Below are 20,141 nucleotides of genomic sequence, written 5' to 3' on the forward strand. Positions count from 1 at the left end.
GCGATAGCGACAAATTTCCCTAACGCGAGCTTGCGATGTCGCGTCGGCCGCGCGCTCGAGCGCGCTGGAGATGAACGGCTGTTAAGAATGACTAACGAAGCGTTGTGCGTTTTAGCCCTGTGCCGCAGCGCTTTCTTGAATCGCTGATGGTCAGGCGCGGCGCGTGAACGGCTCGACGCGTTGCGCTGCGCGGATGAAGGCGATCATGATCAGCACGCCGATCGTGAACAGCACGGCCTGCAGGATGTGCGCACCCGTGTCGTCGAGCCCGAACAGGATCGCGAGCGCCCAGCCGCCGGCGAACGCCGCGCCGAACACTTCCGCGCCGATCAGGATCGCCGCCGAGATCACGGTGATGACGCTCGGCCACATGATCTGGCTCTTGGCTGAGGTGGAGGGCTGCATGCTCATGAAATAGGTCCTGTTCAGGGGGCGCAATCTCTCCGAAAAGTGCCCATCTATCAAGCGCAAAAGGCCCAAAAATGCCGTATCGCGTGATATAGATTGGGCCACATTTTCAAGGCGAAAACGGGACATCCGATGTCAGAAAGCAGTGCGCAGGGCGAGGTCCAGAATTTGGCAAATCCTCTCCTGCAGGGATGGCAGACGCCGTTCGAGACGCCGCCCTTCGCCGAGATCGAGCCGGACCATTTCCTGCCCGCCTTCGAGCAGGCCTTTGCCGACCACTCGGCCGAGATCGCCGCGATCACCCATGATCCGGCGCTGCCGGACTTCGACAATACGATCACTGCGCTGGAGCGCTCCGGCAAGCTGCTCTCGAAGGTCGCGGCCGTATTCTACGACCTGGTCTCGGCCCACTCCAACCCGGCGATCCTCGAGATCGACAAGGAGGTGTCGCTGCGGATGGCGCGGCACTGGAATCCGATCATGATGAACGCCGTGCTGTTTGGCCGCATTGCCATGCTGCACGAGAAACGCGCCTCGCTGGCACTCACCGGCGAGCAGAGGCGGCTGCTGGAGCGGACCTACACCCGCTTCCACCGCGCCGGCGCCGGGCTCGATGAGTCCGCAAAAACACGGATGGCCGAGATCAACGAGCGTCTCGCCCATCTCGGCACCTCGTTCAGCCATCATCTGCTCGGCGACGAGCAGGACTGGTCGATGGAGCTCGGCGAGGATGACCGGGCCGGCCTCTCCGAGACATTCGTCGCCGCGGCCAAGGCTGCGGCAGAGCAGCGCGGCATGGCCGGCAAGGCGATTGTGACCCTGTCGCGCTCCTCGGTCGAACCGTTCCTGCAGAGCTCTGAAAGACGCGACCTGCGCGAGAAGGTCTACAAGGCCTTCATCGCCCGCGGCGACAATGGCAATGCCAACGACAACAACGAGACCATCGTCGAGATCCTCGCGCTCCGCGAGGAGAGCGCCAGCATCCTCGGCTTCCCGACCTACGCCGCCTACCGGCTCGAGGATTCCATGGCCAAGACGCCCGAGGCGGTCCGCGGCCTGCTGGAGCGGGTCTGGAAGCCGGCGCGGGCGCGGGCGCTCGCCGACCGCGACGCGCTGCAGGCCATGATCGCAGAGGAGGGCGGCAACTTCACCCTGGCGCCGTGGGACTGGCGCTACTACGCCGAAAAGCTGCGCCAGCGCCGCGCCAATTTCGACGACGCCGCCATCAAGCCGTATCTGGTGCTCGACCACATGATCGAGGCCGCGTTCGACTGCGCCACCCGCCTGTTCGGCGTCACCTTCGAGGAGCGCAAGGACGTCCCGGTCTGGCATCCCGACGTCCGGGTCTGGGAGGTCAAGGACCGCGACGGCAGGCACAAGGCGCTGTTCTACGGCGACTACTTTGCGCGGCCTTCCAAGCGCTCCGGCGCCTGGATGACCTCGCTGCGCGACCAGCAGAAGCTCGATCACGACGTCGCGCCGCTGGTCATCAATGTCTGCAACTTCGCCAAGGGCGCCGACGGCGCGCCGTCGCTGCTGTCGCCGGATGATGCGCGCACCCTTTTCCATGAGTTCGGCCACGGCCTGCACGGCATGCTCTCGGACGTGATGTATCCGTCGCTGTCGGGGACCTCGGTGTTCACCGACTTCGTCGAACTGCCCTCGCAGCTCTATGAGCACTGGCAGGAGCGGCCGGAGGTGCTGCAGCGCTTCGCCCGCCACTACCAGACCGGCGAGCCGCTGCCGGACGATCTGCTCAAGCGCTTCCTCGCCGCGCGCCGGTTCAACCAGGGCTTCGCCACGGTGGAGTTCGTCTCCTCGGCGCTGGTCGACCTCGAATTCCACACCCAGCCGGCCGCGGCCAGCCGCGACGTCCGGGCGTTCGAGAAGCAGGAGCTGGAGAAGATCGGCATGCCTGCCGAGATCTCGCTGCGGCACCGGCCGACCCAGTTCGGCCACATCTTCTCCGGCGACCACTATGCCTCCGGCTATTACAGCTACATGTGGTCGGAGGTGATGGACGCCGACGCCTTCGGCGCCTTCGAGGAGGCCGGCGACATCTTCGATGCCGCCACCGCCAAGCGGCTGCATGACGACATCTACTCGTCGGGCGGCTCGCGCGATCCCGAGGAGGCCTATGTCGCCTTCCGCGGTCGCGAGCCCGAGCCGGACGCGCTGCTGCGCCGCCGCGGCCTGCTCGAGACGCCGGAGACGGTCTGACGGTGTGGCCGGCCCTGAACCGCCGCCTGATCGGATGGCTCGTACTCGCAGGCGCCGTCATGTTCGGCGCGGCGGCGGAGGCCCATCCCCATGTCTGGATCACCGCCAAAAGCGAGCTGATCTACGCGCCTGACGGCACCATCACCGGCGTCCGGCACGCCTGGACCTTCGACGACATGTTCTCGTCCTATGCGTTGCAGGGCATCGAGGCCAAGACCAAGGGCGCCTATACGCGCGAGGAACTGGCGCCGCTGGCACAGACCAATGTCGAGTCGCTGAAGGAGTATGCCTATTTCACCTTCGCCAGGGGTGACGGCAAGAAGCAGAGGTTCAACGAGCCGGTCGACTATTTCCTCGAATACAGGGATACGGCGCTGACGCTGCACTTCACCCTGCCGCTGAAGACGCCGTTCAAGGCGAAGGAGCTTTCGCTCGAAGTGTTCGACCCGACCTACTTCATCGACTTCCAGTACGCCGACAAGGAGCCGGTCAAGCTGGTCGGCGCCTCCGCCGACTGCAAGATGCAGTTTCAGCGGCCGAACGACGGCAGCGCAGCCGCACAGAAGCTCGGCGAGCAGAATTTCCTGGACGGCGGTGCCGGCAATTTCGGCATGATGTTCGCCAACAAGATCCTGGTGGAATGCCCATGATGCAGACGTTGTCGCGCGCGATGCGCGGTCTTGCCCTGTCGGTGGCGGTGCTGGCAGCCGTCGCGCTGCTCGATGGCGCCGTTCACGCGTTGCTGGCACAGAATCCGTTCGGAGCGCCGCGCGCGGCCGAGCCCGAGGGCGGCATCGTCGGCTGGTTGCTGGCCAAGCAGTCGGAATTTTATCGCCAGATGTCCGCCACCATCCGCGCCGCGAAGTCCGACGGATCGGCGGTCTGGACGCTGCTCGCGATCTCGTTCGCCTACGGGATCTTCCACGCTGCCGGCCCTGGCCATGGCAAGGCGGTGATCTCGTCCTACCTGGTCGCCAATCGCGAGACCGCGCGGCGCGGCATCGTGCTGTCGTTTGCCTCGGCGCTGATGCAGTCGCTGATCGCCGTCCTGATCGTCGGCATCTGCGCCTGGCTGCTCAATGCCACCGCGAAAACAATGTGCGGCGCGGAGAAGGCGATCGAGATCGCGAGCTACGCGCTGATTGCCGCGTTCGGCGCCCGCCTGGTCTGGGTCAAGGGCGGCGGCTTTATCCGCGCCCTGCAGCTGCCGCGCCCGGCGCTGGCGATGGCCGGGGCGCATCACCACCATGACCACGGCGATCACGACCGTGGCGGCGATCATCACCACCACGCGCATGAGCACCATGACCACGGTCATGACCATACCCACGATCATGGCCACGATCCGCATCATGTCCATGACGAGCATTGCGGTCATTCGCACGGGCCGACGCCTGCCGAGCTCGCCGGTCCCGGCGGCTGGCGGCGGGGCCTCGGCGCGATCTTCACGGTCGGCATCCGTCCCTGCTCGGGCGCGATCCTCGTTTTGGTGTTCGCGCTGGCGCAGGGCCTGTTCTGGGCCGGCATCGCCGCGACCTTCGCGATGGGGCTCGGCACCGCGATCACGGTCGCGGCGATCGCGGTTCTCGCGGTGTCGGCACGCGGCGTCGCGGAGAAGCTGAGCGCTGCGCGCGACGGCGGCGGCATGCTGGTCATGCGCGGCCTGGAATTCGCAGCCGCAGCCCTGGTGCTGCTGTTCGGCATCGGCCTGCTGCTCGGCTACGTGGCGGCCGAACGGGTGACGTGCCTCTGAAGTCACCTCGCCCCGCTTGCGGGGATAGGTCGCCGCGCGCTTGCGCGGGGCGGGTGAGAACCCTCTCCCCGCAGGAACGGGGAACGGGAGAAGAACGCCATCAACTCTTCAAATACCCCCTTATCGCGGGCAGGAAGAAGATCGCGATATTGATCGCGAAGCCGATGCTCCAGAGGATCGAGCGCAGCGTCGGGCGGTTGCCGATATAGGTGAAGACGTAGGCGATCCGCACGATCAGGAACAGCACCGCCAATTCGTCGATCAGCCGCAACGGGCCGATGCGGAATTCGGCGAGCAGGACGGCGGCCGCGAAGAAGGGGAAGGCCTCGATGCCGTTCTGGTGGGCGCCGAGCGCGCGCGAGCGGATCGGGTCGTCGAAGAAGTCGGGATCGCGCGGCTTTGAATTGTCGAAGCGGCGGAAGCCGATCCATTTCACGGATACGATCGTCAGGAGCGAGAGCATCAGCGTCCCGAAGACGCACCATTCGGCGACCGTCATGGTTCCTCCCATTTTTCCGCCGGAACGTAGCCAACCCGGGCGCGCCTTGACAAGGTTGGAGCAAAGCGCGAAGCCCGAGTCCTGTGATGAGACAAGGCCCTGTCTTGAGAACACCCGCATGAGCACGGTCATTCCCTTCGAGAGCGCGAAGCCGGCCGCGGAAGCCGCACCGGAACGCGTCGGCGTGCTGCTGGTCAATCTCGGCACGCCGGATACGGCCGATGCCGCCGGTGTGCGGGTTTACCTGGAGGAATTCCTGTCCGATCCGCGGGTGATCGAGGACCAGGGCCTGCTGTGGAAGCTGATCCTCAACGGCATCATCCTGCGCGTCCGCCCGGCGCGCAAGGCGCGCGACTATCTGAAGATCTGGAACGTCGAGAAGAACGAATCACCGCTGAAGACGATCACGCGCTCGCAGGCCGACAAGCTGACGGCTGATATCGCCGACCGCGGCAGCCTCGTGGTCGACTGGGCGATGCGGTACGGCAACCCGTCGATCTCGTCGCGTATCGAGGCGCTTGCCGCCCAGGGCTGCAACCGCCTGCTGGTCGTGCCGCTCTATCCGCAATACTCCGCCGCGACCTCGGCGACCGTGTGCGATGAGGTGTTTCGCGTGCTGGCCGGCATGCGCGCGCAGCCGATCCTGCGCGTGACGCCGCCTTATTACGTCGAGCCCGATTACATCGAGGCGCTGGCGGGCTCGATCAACGCGCATCTCGCGAGCCTCCCGTTCCAGCCCGAGCTGATTCTCGCCTCCTACCACGGCATGCCGAAGGCATATGTCGAGAAGGGCGATCCCTACGAGGCGCAGTGCATTGCGACGACGGACGCCTTGCGCAAGCGCCTCGGGCTCGATGCCAACAGGTTGATCCTGACCTTCCAGTCGCGCTTCGGTAACGCCGAGTGGCTGCAGCCCTACACCGACAAGACCGTCGAGAGGCTGGCGAAGGAGGGCGTGCGGCGGATCGTCGTCGTCACGCCCGGCTTCTCCGCCGACTGCCTCGAGACGCTGGAGGAGATCGCGCAGGAGAACGCCGAGATCTTCAGGCACAATGGCGGCGAGCAGTTCTCCGCGATCCCCTGCCTCAACGACAGCGATGCCGGCATGGACGTGATCCGCACCCTGGTGCTGCGCGAACTCCAGGGTTGGATTTGAAGGCTGGATCCGACCGTTAACGTCCAGGCCGGATTGTTAACGATCCGTGACAACGGACATACAGGATCCGTTCAGCATTCGTACATCTGGCAGCCCACAACGCCGCTTCCTACGTTATGCTTAGAACAACAGCCGGCTGAACCGGCGTAGCGGTGCGGCAGACCAATGCACGACCGCGACCGGCGAGGGTTGCGCCGGCTTTGGAGGACTGTATGACTGGCTTCGATATTTTCGCGATTGCCCTGGTTCTTCTCGTCATCGTTACGCTGTTCGCCGGCGTCAAGACCGTCCCGCAGGGCTATGACTGGACCATCGAGCGGTTCGGCAAATACACCCGCACGCTGGCGCCTGGCCTCAATCTGATCGTGCCCTATTTCGATCGCATCGGGCGCAAGATCAACATGATGGAGCAGGTGATAAATATTCCCGAGCAGGAGGTGATCAGCAAGGACAACGCCACCGTGACGGTGGACGGCGTCGCGTTCTTCCAGGTGTTCGATGCGGCGAAGGCGAGCTACGAGGTCGCCAATCTGACGCAGGCGATCACCGTGCTGACCATGACCAACATCCGCTCGGTGATGGGCTCGATGGATCTCGACCAGGTGCTGTCGCATCGGGACGAGATCAACGAGCGGTTGCTGCGCGTCGTTGACGCTGCGGTGTCGGCCTGGGGCGTCAAGGTCAACCGCATCGAGATCAAGGACATCGTGCCCCCGGCCGACCTGGTCGAGGCGATGGGCCGGCAGATGAAGGCCGAGCGCGTCAAGCGCGCCGACATCCTGCAGGCGGAGGGCCAGCGGCAGTCGGAGATCCTGCGCGCCGAAGGCGCCAAGCAGGGCCAGATCCTGCAGGCCGAAGGCCGCCGCGAAGCCGCGTTCCGCGACGCCGAGGCGCGCGAGCGTCTCGCCGAGGCCGAAGCCAAGGCGACGCAGATGGTGTCGGAATCGATCGCCAAGGGCGATGTCGCAGCGTTGAACTATTTCATCGCCGACAAGTACATCAAGGCGTTCGGGATGTTCGCGGAATCGCCGAACCAGAAGGTCCTGATGCTGCCGATCGAGACGTCGAGCGTGCTGAGCTCGCTGGCCGGCATCGGCGAGATCGCGCGCGCGACGTTCGGCGAGAGTGCCGCGTCGGCTACCGCCGCCGCGCGGCGCGGCTCGGTGCCGTCGGCCGGTACTGCCGCGCCGCCGCCGCCGGTGCCGCCGCAGAGGTGAGGGCGTGATGGCGTCACGTCCGCAATCATAGAGGTCGTGTCATGGCCGAGATGTTCGTGACGTTGGGTACCTGGAACTGGCTGATCTTCGGTTTCATCCTGATGGCGCTGGAACTCATCGCGCCCGGTGTGTTCCTGTTCTGGCTCGGACTTGCCGCGCTGCTGGTCGGCTTGCTGTCGTTCGTGATCACCCCGTCCTGGCAGACGCAGCTTTTGATGTTCGCGGTGTTTGCTGCGGCCGCCGTGCCGGCCTGGCGCCATTTCGCCAGGAGCACAACCCAGGCAAGCAAGAGCAATCCGTTCCTCAACCGCCGCAACGAAGCGCTGATCGGCCGCGAATTCACGCTGGAGAAGCCGATCGTCGATGGCTCCGGCACGGTTCGGATCGACGACACGGTCTGGCGGGTCGCCGGCCCCGACGCGCCGGCCGGCAGCCGCGTGAAGGTCGTCCGCGCCGATGGCGCCAGCCTGACGGTGGCGGCGGCCTAGTTTTGCATGGAGGCCTTCTTTCTTGACCTCGCCCGCTTGCGGGGAGAGGTCGCCGCGCGCTTGCGCGGCGGGTGAGGTGTACAGGTCTCAACTGTCGGCGTGCTCGCGGATGGAGCCGCTCACCCCAACCCTCTCCCCGTGAGAACGGGGAGAGGGGGCGCAATCATCCCTCCCGCCTGGTCCACCGCTCGGCGAAGCGATGCAGCGGCGCGAAGGTCTGGAACAGCTCCCGGCCAAGCCCGGTGAGGCGGTAGCCGTCATCGGTCAGTTCCACGAAGCCGGCCTCGCGCAGTTCGGTCAGTCGCGTCTGCAGGATCGTCGGCGAGGCCTCGTCGCAGGCGCTGCGCAGCGCGCGCGAGGTCAGCGCCTGGTCGCGCAGCTCCCACAGGATCCGCAACGTCCAGCGCCGCCCCAGGAGGTCGAGCAGCGCCATGATCGGGCGGCCGGTCCGCGAGCCGCGGACGCCGCGTGTCGGAGCCTGTCTTGGCATGTCACGTTTCCTCTTGCGCATCGCTACAGATATTGTAGCGTGTTGCTACATTAAATGTAGCAAGGACACCGGGCCATGTCACGCATCGCGCCGCTCGAGCCGCCTTACGCCGCCGACGTTCAACAGCATTTCGACCGCATCATGCGCGGCAAGCCGCCGCTGCTGCTGTTTCGCATCATGGCCGGCCACCCACGGGCCTGGGAGAAGTTTCGCGGCGGCGGCCTGCTCGATCGCGGGCCGCTGTCGCTGCGGAAGCGAGAGATCGTGATCGATCGGACCTGTGCGCTGAACGCCTGCGAATATGAATGGGGCGTCCACGTCACGGCCTTCGGTGCGGCCGCGGAACTGACCCAGGAGCAGGTCCGCGCCACGGTGTGCGGCAAGGCCGACGCGTCCTGCTGGTCGCCGGCCGAGCAGGCGTTGCTGGCTGCAGTCGATGCGCTGCACGCGCGCGCGACGCTCGATGACGCCGAATTCGCGGCGCTGTCGGCGCATCATGATGAGGACCAGATCCTGGAGATCATCCTGCTGTGCGGCTTCTACCGCACGGTGTCATATCTCACCAATGCGCTGGCCATGCCGCTGGAGGCGACTGCGGCAAGGTTTCCGGGCCGGCCTACGCCACGCCCGCCCGCAACAAATCGTGCAGGTGGATGATGCCGACCGGCTTGTTCGCGTCGGTGACGATCAGGGTGGTGATCTTGGCTGAATTGAGCAGCTCCAGCGCCTCGCCGGCGAGCGTGTCGCGGCTGATGGTCTTCGGGTTCTTGGTCATGACCTCGTCGACCGACAGCGTCAGCAGATCGGCGCGCATGTGCCGGCGCAAATCGCCGTCGGTGACGATGCCGGCGATATGGCCGCGTGCATCGACGATGCCGACGCAGCCGAAGCCCTTCGAGGTCATCTCGACCAGCGCGTCCGACATCTTGGTGCCGAGCGGCTTCAGCGGCACCGCGTCGCCGCCATGCATGAGATCGCGGGTGTATTTCAGCAAGGCCCCGAGCTTGCCGCCCGGATGCAGCACGCTGAAATCGGTCGAGGTGAAGCCGCGGCCCTCGAGCAGTGCGATCGCCAGCGCATCGCCGAGCGCCAGCATCATCAGCGACGACGTCGTCGGCGCCAGATTGTGCGGGCAGGCCTCGCGTGCCTTCGGCAGGGTCAGCTGCACGTCGGCAGCCTTGCTCAGCGTCGATTCCTTGTCCGCCGTCATCGCGATCAGGGGAATGCCGAAGCGGGCGGCATAGGCGATCAGGTTGCGCATCTCCGCCTGCTCGCCCGACCACGACAAAGCGAGGATCGCATCATCGGTCGTGATCATGCCGAGGTCGCCATGGCTGGCTTCGGCGGAGTGGACGAAGAAGGCCGGCGTGCCGGTCGAGGCGAAGGTTGCGGCGATCTTGCGCCCGATATGGCCCGATTTGCCGAGACCGGTGACGATCACGCGTCCCTTCAGCTTGCGGATCAGCCCGGCCGCCGCGGTGAAGGATGCGCCGAGGTCGGACTTGAGCGCCGCCGATATTGCGGCAACGCCACTCGCTTCGGCGTCGAGGGTGCGAAGCGCCGATTGAACGGCGCCCTCATCGGGCCCGGATGATTTGGTCATCAGCGGTTTCGGTTTGGCCATGTCGGATTCCAGGGGAGCGCTTTGCGCCCGGGCGTCTCCCTTAGCACGGCCATGCCACGGAGGCGACGCATGCTGCGCCGCCCGCAACGGGTCGTTAACCATAATTGTTTTTACTCCATTAACGACGTTTTCCGCCGCAGGCCGGAATTCGTCCTGCAAGTGTATGAATTAGTTGGGGTAATTTTCACCGTGGTGCGGGGTCCAGCAAGGGGCCGAGATTGGCGCGCACGCTTTGCTCGCGTGGCCTTGCCATGCCTTGCGCTGACCGCGGCACCTGGCCTCGCCAAGGCCCAGACCGTGACCCCGGATCTGTTCAGCCCGATTCGGCAAAGCCAGCTCATCGATCCGAATTCGCCGCTGCGCAGGACCGCGGCTGATGCCGCCGATCCGCTCAACTCGTCGAAATTGCCCGATCCGGACAGCAACAATCAGACGCCGGTGCCTGTGGGGCAGATTCCGACCTATGGCACGCCGGCTGCCAACGGCGCCTCCGACTCGGGCTACGACTCGCTCAATCGCAAGCGTCAGAAGCCGAAATATTATCCGGCGCAAGTCAAGCCGAAGCCGCCGCCGGGACCGGGCTCGCTGCCGCCAACGCCGCCGCCGTTGAACGCGGCCGGACAATTGCGGCTCTCGATTCCACCCTCGGAGACCGCCAACAAGCCGCCGCTGCCGCCGGCGATGGCCGGCACCATCGTCGGTCAGCCGCCGCGCAAGCGGCTCAAGATCGACGACGATCCGTTCGGCGCGGTCGGCGATTACGCCGGCTCGTTCATGGTCAAGACCGCGGTCGAGGTCATGGGCGGCTATGACAGCAATCCCGGCCGCCTGAATCAGCCGCAGGGGCGCGGTTTCTACATGATCTCGCCGGAATTCCTCGCGGTGTCCGACTGGGAGCGTCACGCGGTGGTGGCCGACCTGCGCGGGTCCTTCACAGGCTATGGCTCCAGCCTGACGCCGAACGCCGACGGCACGCCGCTGTCCGCGCCGCTCGATGTCGACCGTCCGAACTTCACCGGCCACATCGACGGCCGTCTCGACGTCTCCAGGGACACTCACCTGATGGCGCAGGCACGCCTCCTGGTCTCGACCGACAATCCCGGCAGCCCGAACATCCAGACCGGCCTCGCCAGATATCCGGTGTACAGCACGGTCGGCGGCACCTTCGGCTTTGACCAGAACTTCAACCGCCTGAACGTCGCCGCCGGCGCCACCATCGATCGCACCGACTATCAGTGGTCGAAGCTCACCGACGGCACCTCGTCGTCGAACGACGACCGCAATTTCACGCAATATGGCGGCGTCGGCCGCGTCAGCTACGAGCTGACGCCCGCCGTGAAGCCCTTCATCGAGGTGGAGGGCGACAGCCGCGTCCATGATCTCTATCTCGACCGCAACGGCTATGCGCGCGATTCCGACGGCGGCTACGCCAAGGCCGGCACCTCGTTCGAATTCACGCGCATCCTGTTCGGCGAGGTCTCGATCGGCTATGCGATGCGCGACTATGCCGATACCCGGCTCAACCGGCTCGAAGGCCTCTTGACCACGGCTTCGCTGACCTGGAACGCGACGCCGCTGACGACGGCGAAATTCTATACCGACACCCAGCTCGGCGAGACCACGCTGCCCGGCACCTCGGGCGTGCTGTCGCGCACCTATACGGTCGAGGTCGATCACGACTTCCGCCGCTGGCTGACCGGGATCGGCAAGTTCACCTACGGCACGCTCGAGTACCAGGGCGACAACCGCAACGACACGATCTACTCGGTGTCCGCCGACCTGATCTACAAGATGACCCGCAGCCTCTGGATCAAGGGCACGCTGCGCCGCGACTGGCTTGATTCCAACCAGCCGCTGAACAACTCGGCGTCCACGGTGGTGATGCTGGGCGTGCGGGTGCAGAATTAGCGGCTGAAGCACAGCTCGCAATACTGCGGCAGGTCATGCCCCGCGAAAGCGGGCGATGACAGTCGAGCTTCTGGCTGCAGTTGAAAAAGAACTGCCGCGTCTTACCGCGGCAGGTCGGTCTTCCCCATCAGGAAGGTGTCGATGGCGCGGGCGCAGAGGCGGCCTTCGCGGATGGCCCAGACCACCAGCGACTGGCCGCGGCGCATGTCGCCGGCGGAGAAGATCTTCGGCCTCGAGGTCTGGTAGTCCTGCAGATTGGCGCGGACATTGCCGCGCTGGTCGAGATCGACGCCGAGCGTCTTGAGCAGGCCCTCGTGCACCGGATGCACGAAGCCCATCGCGAGCAGCACCAGCTCGGCGTCGAGCGTGAACTCGGTGCCGGGCAGCGGCTTGAACTTGTCGTCGACCTTGACGCAATGCAGCTTGGTCACCTTGCCGTCGACACCTTCGAACCTGGTCGTCAGCACCGCGAATTCGCGCACCGCGCCTTCGGCCTGGCTCGACGAGGTCCGCATCTTCAGCGGCCAGTTCGGCCAGGTCAGGGCCTTGTTCTCGTGCTCGGGCGGCGCCGGCATGATCTCGAGCTGGGTCACCGACCTGGCGCCCTGGCGGAACGAGGTGCCGATGCAGTCCGAGCCGGTGTCGCCGCCGCCGATCACGACGACATGCCTGCCGCCGGCGAGGATGTCGGTCACGCCGTTGAGCGACTCGCCGGAGACGCGGCGGTTCTGCTGCGGCAGGAAATCCATCGCGAAGTGGATGCCGGCCAGCTCGCGGCCGGGAATCGGCAGATCGCGCGGGGCTTCCGCGCCGCCGGTCAGCGCCACGGCGTCATACTGCTTGGCGAGCTCCTGCGGATCGATCGCATCGGGCGCGGCGCCGCCGACCGGTTTGCCGTAGTGGAAGGTGACACCCTCGGCTTCCATCTGCGCCACGCGGCGGTCGATGACGTTCTTCTCCATCTTGAAATCGGGAATGCCATAGCGAAGCAGGCCGCCGGCCTTGGCGAACTTCTCGTAGACATGCACGTCGTGGCCGGCGCGCGCGAGCTGCTGCGCGCAGGCCAGGCCGGCGGGGCCGGAGCCGATGATCGCGACCTTCCTGCCGGTCTTGGCTGGAGCGATCTCCGGCTTCAACCAGCCATTGCTCCAGGCGCGGTCGACGATCGCGCATTCGATGGTCTTGATGGTGACCGGGTTGTCGTCGATGTTCAGCGTGCACGACGCCTCGCACGGGGCGGGGCAGATGCGCCCCGTGAACTCCGGGAAGTTGTTGGTCGAGTGCAGGTTGCGCGAGGCCTCTTCCCAATTGCCCTGATAGACGAGGTCGTTGAAGTCAGGGATCTGGTTGTTGACCGGACAGCCCGGCGTGCCCGGCACGGCGGAGCCGGTGCCGTGGCAATAGGGGATGCCGCAATTCATGCAGCGCGCGGCCTGGTCGCGTGTGTCCTTTTCGCTCAAGGGGATGACGAACTCGTTGAAGTTCTTCACCCGCTCGGCGACCGGCTCATACTTGCGCTCATGCCGCTCGATCTCGAGAAAACCTGTGATCTTTCCCATTGAAACCCGATGCCCCTGCATCTCAGTTGTTCCGTCGTTCCGGGATGTGCCGCAAGGGCGCAGACTCGGAGTTTCGAAGTTTATCGCGTCACTCCGGGTTCGCGCGTCGCGCGCTCCGGAATGACGCGTGGTGATACTAAGCTCCGATCGCGATCTTCGGCTCGGCGTCGGCGTTCTTCGCCTTCATTTCGTTCAGCGCGCGGCGGTACTCCACCGGCATCACCTTGCGGAATTTCGGCGCCCACGCCTTCCAGTCTGCGAGAATCTCGGCGGCCTTCTTCGAGCCGGTCAGCTTGGCGTGGCGCGTGATCAGGACGTGCAGCCGCTCGACGTCGGAGTCGAGCAGGTTCTGGAACACGTCGACCCGGCCATGCGCCTCGAGATCGCCGGAGTGATGGTACGTGTCGGCGTTGATCATCTCCTCCGACAGCACCGGCTCGAGCTCGACCATCGAAAGATTGCAGAGCTTGGCAAAATCGCCGGCCTCGTCGAGCACATAGGCGATGCCGCCGGACATGCCGGCCGCGAAGTTGCGCCCGGTCTTGCCGAGCACGACCACGATGCCGCCGGTCATGTATTCGCAGCAATGATCGCCGGCGCCTTCGACGACCGCGACTGCGCCCGAGTTGCGCACCGCGAAGCGCTCGCCGGCGACGCCGCGGAAGTAGCACTCGCCCTCGATCGCACCGTACATCACGGTGTTGCCCACGATGATCGATTCTTCCGGCACAATGCCGGAGATCTTCGGCGGCTTGACGATGATGCGGCCGCCGGAGAGGCCCTTGCCGACATAGTCGTTGCCTTCACCCTCGAGTTCGAAGGTGACGCCCTTGGCGAGCCAGGCGCCGAACGCCTGTCCCGCCGTGCCCTTCAGGCTGACATGGATGGTGTCGAGCGGCAGGCCGGCATGGCCGTAGATCTTGGCCACCGAGCCCGACAGCATCGCGCCGGCGGAACGGTCGGTGTTGTTGATCTCTTCCTCGATCCTGACCGGCGCACCGCGATCGAGCGCGGCCTGCGCCTTCTCGATCAGCCGGCGGTCGAGCACCGCTTCCAGATGATGGTTCTGGGCCTCGGAGTGGTAGATCTTCTGGCCCTTCTCCTCCTTCTGCTTCACGAACAGCTTGGAGAAGTCGAGGCCCTTGGCCTTCCAGTGCGAGACCAGCGCGGTCTGGTCCAGCATCTGGACCTGGCCGACCATGTCGTTGAACTTGCGATAGCCGAGCTGCGCCATGATCTCGCGCACCTCTTCCGCGACGAAGAAGAAGTAGTTGATCACGTGCTCGGGCTGGCCGGTGAAGCGCTTGCGCAGCACCGGATCCTGGGTGGCGACGCCGACCGGGCAGGTGTTGAGATGGCACTTGCGCATCATGATGCAGCCCGCCGCGATCAAGGGCGCGGTGGCGAAGCCGAACTCGTCGGCGCCGAGCAGCGCGCCGATCACGACGTCACGGCCGGTGCGGAAGCCGCCGTCGACCTGGACCACGATGCGGCTGCGCAGCTGCTGGCGCACCAGGGTCTGGTGGGTTTCGGCGAGGCCGATCTCCCACGGCGAGCCGGCATGCTTGATGGAGGTCAGCGGCGACGCACCGGTACCGCCCTCGAAGCCCGCAATGGTCACGTGGTCGGCGCGCGCCTTGGCGACGCCGGCGGCAACCGTGCCGACGCCGACTTCGGAGACCAGCTTGACCGAGACCTGGCCGTCCGGGTTGACGTTCTTGAGGTCGTAGATCAGCTGGGCGAGATCTTCGATCGAGTAGATGTCGTGGTGCGGCGGCGGCGAGATCAGGCCGACGCCCGGCGTCGAGTGCCGGACCTTGGCGATGGTGGCATCGACCTTGTGGCCGGGCAGCTGGCCGCCTTCGCCGGGCTTCGCGCCCTGCGCCATCTTGATCTGCATCATGTCGGAGTTGACGAGATACTCCGTGGTCACGCCGAAGCGGCCCGAGGCGACCTGCTTGATCGCCGAGCGCATGCTGTCGCCATTCGGCAGCGGCTTGAAGCGGTCCGATTCCTCGCCGCCTTCGCCGGTGTTCGACTTGCCGCCGATCCGGTTCATCGCGATCGCGAGCGTGGTGTGGGCCTCGCGCGAGATCGAGCCGAACGACATTGCGCCGGTGGCGAAGCGCCTGACGATGTCCTTGGCCGATTCGACCTCCTCGAGCTTGACCGGCTTGCGCTTGTCGTCCTCGGCGCCCTTGATCCGGAACAGGCCGCGCAGCGTCAGCAGCCGCTCCGACTGCTCGTTGAGGATCTTGGCGAACGCACGGTAGCGCTCCAGCGAATTGCCGCGCACGGCATGCTGCAGGGTCGAGACCGATTCCGCGGTCCAGGCGTGGTCCTCGCCGCGGGTGCGGTAGGCATATTCGCCGCCGACATCGAGCGCGCCCTTGTAGACCTGCGCGTCACCGAACGCGTCGGTGTGGCGCCGTACGGTCTCCTCGGCGATCTCGCCGAGGCCGACACCCTCGATGCGGGTATGCGTGCCGGCGAAATACTTGGCGACGAAGTCCGCCTTGAGGCCGACCGCGTCGAAGATCTGCGCGCCGCAATAGGACTGGTAGGTCGAGATGCCCATCTTGGACATCACCTTGAGCAGGCCCTTGCCGATCGACTTGATGTAGCGCTTGACGATCTCGTAGTCCTCGAGCGCGCCCGGCAGCCTGTCCTTCATCGCGAGGATGGTCTCGAACGCGAGATAGGGGTTGATCGCTTCCGCGCCGTAGCCGGCGAGGCAGGCGAAGTGATGCACCTCGCGCGGCTCGCCGGATTCGACGACGAGGCCCACCGAGGTGCGCAGACCGGTGCGGATCAGGTGATGATGCACGGCGGCGCAGGCGAGCAGCGACGGGATCGGGATCCGGTCGGTGCCGGTCATGCGGTCGGACAGGATGATGATGTTGATGCCCTCTCGCACCGCGCCCTCGGCGCGCGCGCAGAGCTCGTCGAGCACCTGCTCCATGCCCGCCGCGCCGAATCCGGCATGGAAGGTGGTGTCGAGCGTGCGCGACTTGAAATGCGTCTCGGCGACGTCGGAGATCGAGCGGATCTTCTCGAGGTCCGCGTCGGTCAGGATCGGCTGGCGCACCTCGAGGCGCTGGGTCGAGGCCAGGCCCTGCAGATCGAACAGGTTCGGACGCGGCCCGATGATCGAGACGAGGCTCATCACGAGTTCCTCGCGGATCGGGTCGATCGGCGGGTTGGTGACCTGCGCGAAGTTCTGCTTGAAGTAGGTGAAGAGCTGCTTGGGCTTGTCCGACAGTGCCGAGATCGGCGTGTCGTTGCCCATCGAGCCGGCTGCCTCCTCGCCGGTGGCCGCCATCGGCGTCATCAGGATGGTGATGTCTTCCTGGCTGTAGCCGAACGCCTGCTGCCGATCGAGCAGCGGCAGGTTGGAACGCACGCCCTTGGCCGGCGCATCCGGCAGCTCCTCGAGCTGGATCTGGGTGCGATGCAGCCAGTCGGCGTAGGGATGGCTCTTGGCAAGATCGGCCTTGATCTCATCATCGGGAATCAGGCGGCCCTGCTCGAGGTCGACGAGCAGCATCTTGCCGGGCTGCAGCCGCCACTTGGTGACGATCTGGTCCTCCGGAATCTTCAAGACGCCCATTTCGGACGCCATCACGATGCGGTCATCCTTGGTCACGAGATAGCGCGCCGGACGCAGGCCGTTGCGGTCGAGCGTCGCGCCGATCTTGCGGCCGTCGGTGAAGGCGATCGCGGCCGGGCCGTCCCACGGCTCCATCAGCGCGGCGTGATATTCGTAGAATGCGCGACGCTGCTCATCCATCAACGGATTGCCGGCCCACGCCTCCGGAATCATCATCATGACGGCATGCGGCAGCGAGTAGCCGCCTTGCACCAGGAATTCGAGCGCGTTGTCGAAGCAGGCGGTGTCGCTCTGGCCCTCGTAGGAGATCGGCCACAGGCGGCTGATGTCCTTGCCGTAGAGCTCCGAATGCACCGAGGCCTGCCGCGCAGCCATCCAGTTGACGTTGCCGCGCAGCGTGTTGATCTCGCCGTTATGGGCGATCATCCGGTAGGGATGCGCCAGCGACCAGGTCGGGAAGGTGTTGGTCGAGAAGCGTTGATGCACCAGCGCCAGCGCGCTCTCGAAATCCGCCTCGTGCAGGTCGGGATAGTACTTGCCGAGCTGGTCGGCGAGGAACATGCCCTTGTAGATCACCGTGCGGCACGAGAACGAGCACGGATAGTAGCCCGCCATGCCGCGGTCGCGGCGCTGATAGATCGCCTGCGAGATCGACTTGCGCAGGATATAGAGCCGGCGCTCGAAATCGTCCTCGGTCTTGGCGGCGCCGTTGCGGCCGATGAAGACCTGCATGTGGTAAGGCTCGGTCGGCTTCACGCTGACGCCGAGCGAGGAGTTGTCGCTGGGCACGTCGCGCCAGCCGAGCAGCTTGAAGCCCTCGTTCCTGATCTCGTCGGCGATGATGCTCTTGATCACGCCGCGCCAGGCTGCATCGCGCGGCATGAACAGCGCGCCGATGGCGTATTCGCCGGGCTTCGGCAGCTTGAAGCCGATCTCGGCGGCCTTGCGCGCGAAGAACGCGTGCGGAATCTGCACCAGGATGCCGGCGCCGTCGCCGGCGCGCGGGTCGGCGCCGACCGCGCCGCGATGCTCGAGGTTGCAGAGGATGCTCAGCGCGTCGGAGACGATCTGATGCGACGTCTTGCCCTTGATGTTGGCGATGAAGCCGACGCCGCAGGAATCCTTTTCCAGGCTCGGATCGAACAGGCCTTCGGCTTCCGGGCGCCAGGTGTGGAGTTCAGGAGCATGAAGTTCACGCGCCGGTGTAGCGGCTTTCGAGTCCGCGGTCGCCGACAGCGTTTCTGTCACGATGGTCTCGCGCTCGAATTCCGACCCGCTCATGTGTCCTCTCCCTTCCGTAAGGGGCCTCACTGTCATTGGCGCACCTTGGGCGTTGCGGCACCCACCGGGCCACCGCTCGTCCGCCGCGAGCCGCAATTTCCTTAATTCAGGCGCGGAGCGTTCGACGTCCCTGAGGAACGGCCCTGCCTGCGGTAGTCTCGGAGCCCGGAGCGCCGAGTTTTCGTTGCAATCCCCGTGCCGGGATGGCCTCGAAATTGAGACAGCTTTGCTGTCCTAACTCCGACCTTGCCAAATTTTTGTCTATCACACAAGCGGGCGCGAGTCCTCCGCCCCATGCCGGATCGCACGGCTTGCAAGGCATCTTTCGCCCATCGCCGCCCCGGATTTTAGCGCAAACGCGCCCTGATACGGCCCAAGGACCGACCAAGGACCGCCGGATTTCAGAATGTAATTTTGCTCAGGGACGGCCGGCAAGAAGGCGGGAAGGCTTCTCCGGAGTGGGCAGACAGGAGTTATCGGCATGAACTTGTTCACAGGATGCGTTGCCGCGGCCGGCCTGATGCTGGCCTCCGCCGCGGCCCAGGCGCAGCTGCTGGCGCCCTACGAGATCGGCAGTCCGTCGGCCATCAGGGTGTCCGACTTCAACGGGCCCTACGCCGATATGCCGCCGGAGGCTCCGCCGCCACCGCGCTACGGCCGGGTGCCAAGCCTGCTGCCGCCGATGGAGGTCTACACGGTGCTTCGCGAGAACGGCTACCTGCCGCTGGGGGCCCCGCGGCAGCATGGCTTCGTCTACACGATCTCGGTGATCGACCATGGCGGCGAAGATGGGCGCCTGGTGATCGACGCCCGCGACGGGCACATCATTCGCTTCGTCCCGGCCTACCGGATGGGCGACAATTTCGATGACGAACCGACCGCGGTTTATGCATCGCCGCCGGGCCTGATGCCGCGGCCGATCCAGGCCCGCGTGCCGCGTCCGCCGGCCCCGATCCCCCATGTGGCGAACCGTGTGCCGGTGCCGAAACGGAGCCCGCTCGCGACGACCCGGCCCGCGGAAGCGCCGGCTCCGTCCCAGGCCGCGGCGCCACAGCCCGCTCCCACGCAACCTGCTCCGGCACAGGCGGCGACACCCGAGCCTGCGCAGCAGGCGGCCGCCGCCGGGCCCAAGCAGGCCGAGATCCAGTCCGCGCCGCAAGCGCCTCCGCAGGCCGAACCGCCGACCGTCGGCAAGGCCGCAACGCCGGCGCCGGCCGCGCCCGCCATTCTGCCGACCCAGGAGATGCCGAAGGTGCAGGGGCTGGAGTAGCCGCCATCAGCCAATAAAAAACGCCCCGGTTTCCCGGGGCGTTTCCGCGTTCGGCCAATATCTGCCGGCGCGGGATTTCAGGTTAGGCAGCGACCTTGGAGCTGTCGACGACCTGCGGGGCCTTCTCGCCGCCGGAGATCGGAATGCTGCGGGGCTTCTTGGCCTCGGGGATCTCGCGGACGAGGTCGACATGGAGCAGGCCGTTCTCGAGGGACGCGTTCTTCACCAGCACGAAGTCGGCGAGCTGGAACACGCGCTCGAAGGCGCGCGAGGCGATGCCGCGATAGAGCACCTCGGACTGGGCGCCGGAGTTCTCGTTGGCGGTTTTCTCGCCCTTGATCGTCAACGTGTTTTCCTTCGCGACGATGGAGAGTTCGGCCTGCGAGAAGCCGGAGACCGCAACGCTGATCCGGTAGGCGTTCTCGCCGGTGCGCTCGATGTTGTAGGGGGGATAGCCGGGGCTGCCGTCCGAGGTCACCTGGTCGAGCAGGTTGAAGAGGCGGTCGAAGCCGACGGTGGAACGATAAAACGGAGTGAGGTCGTAGCTACGCATAGGGTAGTCCTCCAATGAGCGACTGTTTCAATTACCCGCCCGCCATCGGGCCGGGCTTAGATGTGTGCAGCCTCGTGTTCCGGTTCCGAAACACTGGTAGCGGCC

At 65.8% G+C, this 20,141-nt stretch carries 16 protein-coding genes; 9 read left to right on the top strand and 7 right to left on the bottom strand.

Features of this window, described 5'->3' with window-relative positions; genetic code table 11:
- Positions 1–150 precede the first annotated feature (150 nt).
- The gene (locus tag JQ586_RS08390) at positions 151–411 is read right to left on the bottom strand and encodes a hypothetical protein (protein ID WP_212394060.1); all 261 of its coding nucleotides are present in this window, start codon (positions 409–411) and stop codon (positions 151–153) included.
- A 129-nt stretch (positions 412–540) separates the two neighbouring features.
- On the opposite strand from JQ586_RS08390, the gene JQ586_RS08395 reads away from it, so the two are divergent.
- The 3 genes from JQ586_RS08395 to JQ586_RS08405 are packed head-to-tail and all read left to right on the top strand — an operon-like array spanning position 541 to position 4,381.
- Positions 541–2,628 (top strand): M3 family metallopeptidase, encoded by a 2,088-nt coding sequence (locus tag JQ586_RS08395; RefSeq protein ID WP_212394061.1) that lies wholly within the window; start codon positions 541–543, stop codon positions 2,626–2,628.
- Between the two features lie 59 nt (positions 2,629–2,687).
- Positions 2,688–3,278 carry a DUF1007 family protein gene (locus tag JQ586_RS08400; RefSeq protein WP_212394129.1) on the top strand — a complete coding sequence of 197 codons (591 nt, stop codon included), beginning with the start codon at positions 2,688–2,690 and terminating at the stop codon, positions 3,276–3,278.
- On the top strand, positions 3,275–4,381 hold the full coding sequence (locus JQ586_RS08405; RefSeq protein ID WP_409334454.1) for a nickel/cobalt transporter: 1,107 nt from the start codon (positions 3,275–3,277) through the stop codon (positions 4,379–4,381). Before JQ586_RS08400 ends, JQ586_RS08405 begins: the two co-directional genes overlap by 4 nt.
- Before the next feature lie 100 nt (positions 4,382–4,481).
- On the opposite strand, the gene JQ586_RS08410 is transcribed toward JQ586_RS08405, so the two are convergent.
- Positions 4,482–4,880, bottom strand: a complete 399-nt coding sequence (locus JQ586_RS08410; protein ID WP_212394063.1) for an MAPEG family protein — start codon at positions 4,878–4,880, stop codon at positions 4,482–4,484.
- 118 nt (positions 4,881–4,998) lie between these two features.
- On the opposite strand from JQ586_RS08410, the gene hemH reads away from it, so the two are divergent.
- The 3 genes from hemH to JQ586_RS08425 all read left to right on the top strand — a co-directional run bounded on the left by hemH (position 4,999) and on the right by JQ586_RS08425 (position 7,741).
- A complete protein-coding gene (gene hemH / locus JQ586_RS08415) occupies positions 4,999–6,036 on the top strand; it encodes a ferrochelatase (protein ID WP_212394064.1) in 1,038 nt (345 codons plus the stop codon).
- A gap of 212 nt (positions 6,037–6,248) precedes the next feature.
- Entirely contained in the window at positions 6,249–7,253 is a 1,005-nt protein-coding gene (locus JQ586_RS08420; protein ID WP_212394065.1) for an SPFH domain-containing protein, read from the top strand.
- A gap of 41 nt (positions 7,254–7,294) precedes the next feature.
- A complete protein-coding gene (locus JQ586_RS08425; protein WP_212394066.1) occupies positions 7,295–7,741 on the top strand; it encodes an NfeD family protein in 447 nt (148 codons plus the stop codon).
- A 163-nt stretch (positions 7,742–7,904) separates the two neighbouring features.
- On the opposite strand, the gene JQ586_RS08430 is transcribed toward JQ586_RS08425, so the two are convergent.
- A complete protein-coding gene (locus JQ586_RS08430; RefSeq protein ID WP_212394067.1) occupies positions 7,905–8,231 on the bottom strand; it encodes a helix-turn-helix domain-containing protein in 327 nt (108 codons plus the stop codon).
- A 75-nt stretch (positions 8,232–8,306) separates the two neighbouring features.
- Here JQ586_RS08430 and JQ586_RS08435 point away from each other — a divergent pair, with 75 nt between their 5' ends.
- On the top strand, positions 8,307–8,888 hold the full coding sequence (locus JQ586_RS08435; RefSeq protein WP_212394068.1) for a carboxymuconolactone decarboxylase family protein: 582 nt from the start codon (positions 8,307–8,309) through the stop codon (positions 8,886–8,888).
- Here JQ586_RS08435 and JQ586_RS08440 read toward each other — a convergent pair.
- Entirely contained in the window at positions 8,848–9,855 is a 1,008-nt protein-coding gene (locus tag JQ586_RS08440; RefSeq protein ID WP_212394069.1) for an SIS domain-containing protein, read from the bottom strand. The genes JQ586_RS08435 and JQ586_RS08440 overlap by 41 nt on opposite strands.
- Before the next feature lie 246 nt (positions 9,856–10,101).
- Between JQ586_RS08440 and JQ586_RS08445 the strand changes: the two genes are divergently transcribed.
- Positions 10,102–11,763: an outer membrane beta-barrel protein gene (locus tag JQ586_RS08445; RefSeq protein WP_212394130.1), complete on the top strand. Its 1,662-nt coding sequence runs from the start codon at positions 10,102–10,104 to the stop codon at positions 11,761–11,763.
- Positions 11,764–11,864: 101 nt separating this feature from the next.
- Here the strand turns inward: JQ586_RS08445 and JQ586_RS08450 are convergent, their stop codons facing one another.
- Positions 11,865–13,322, bottom strand: a complete 1,458-nt coding sequence (locus JQ586_RS08450) for a glutamate synthase subunit beta (protein ID WP_212394070.1) — start codon at positions 13,320–13,322, stop codon at positions 11,865–11,867.
- A gap of 136 nt (positions 13,323–13,458) precedes the next feature.
- Positions 13,459–18,213, bottom strand: a complete 4,755-nt coding sequence (gene gltB, locus JQ586_RS08455; protein ID WP_212394071.1) for a glutamate synthase large subunit — start codon at positions 18,211–18,213, stop codon at positions 13,459–13,461.
- A gap of 481 nt (positions 18,214–18,694) precedes the next feature.
- Between gltB and JQ586_RS08460 the strand changes: the two genes are divergently transcribed.
- Complete coding sequence (locus tag JQ586_RS08460) at positions 18,695–19,483, top strand: hypothetical protein (RefSeq protein ID WP_212394072.1); 789 nt, start codon at positions 18,695–18,697, stop codon at positions 19,481–19,483.
- A gap of 82 nt (positions 19,484–19,565) precedes the next feature.
- On the opposite strand, the gene JQ586_RS08465 is transcribed toward JQ586_RS08460, so the two are convergent.
- Entirely contained in the window at positions 19,566–20,036 is a 471-nt protein-coding gene (locus tag JQ586_RS08465) for an Hsp20 family protein (RefSeq protein ID WP_212394073.1), read from the bottom strand.
- Positions 20,037–20,141 lie beyond the last annotated feature (105 nt).

The sequence above is a fragment of the Bradyrhizobium jicamae genome (assembly GCF_018130215.1).
Taxonomy (GTDB): Bacteria; Pseudomonadota; Alphaproteobacteria; order Rhizobiales; family Xanthobacteraceae; genus Bradyrhizobium; species Bradyrhizobium jicamae_A.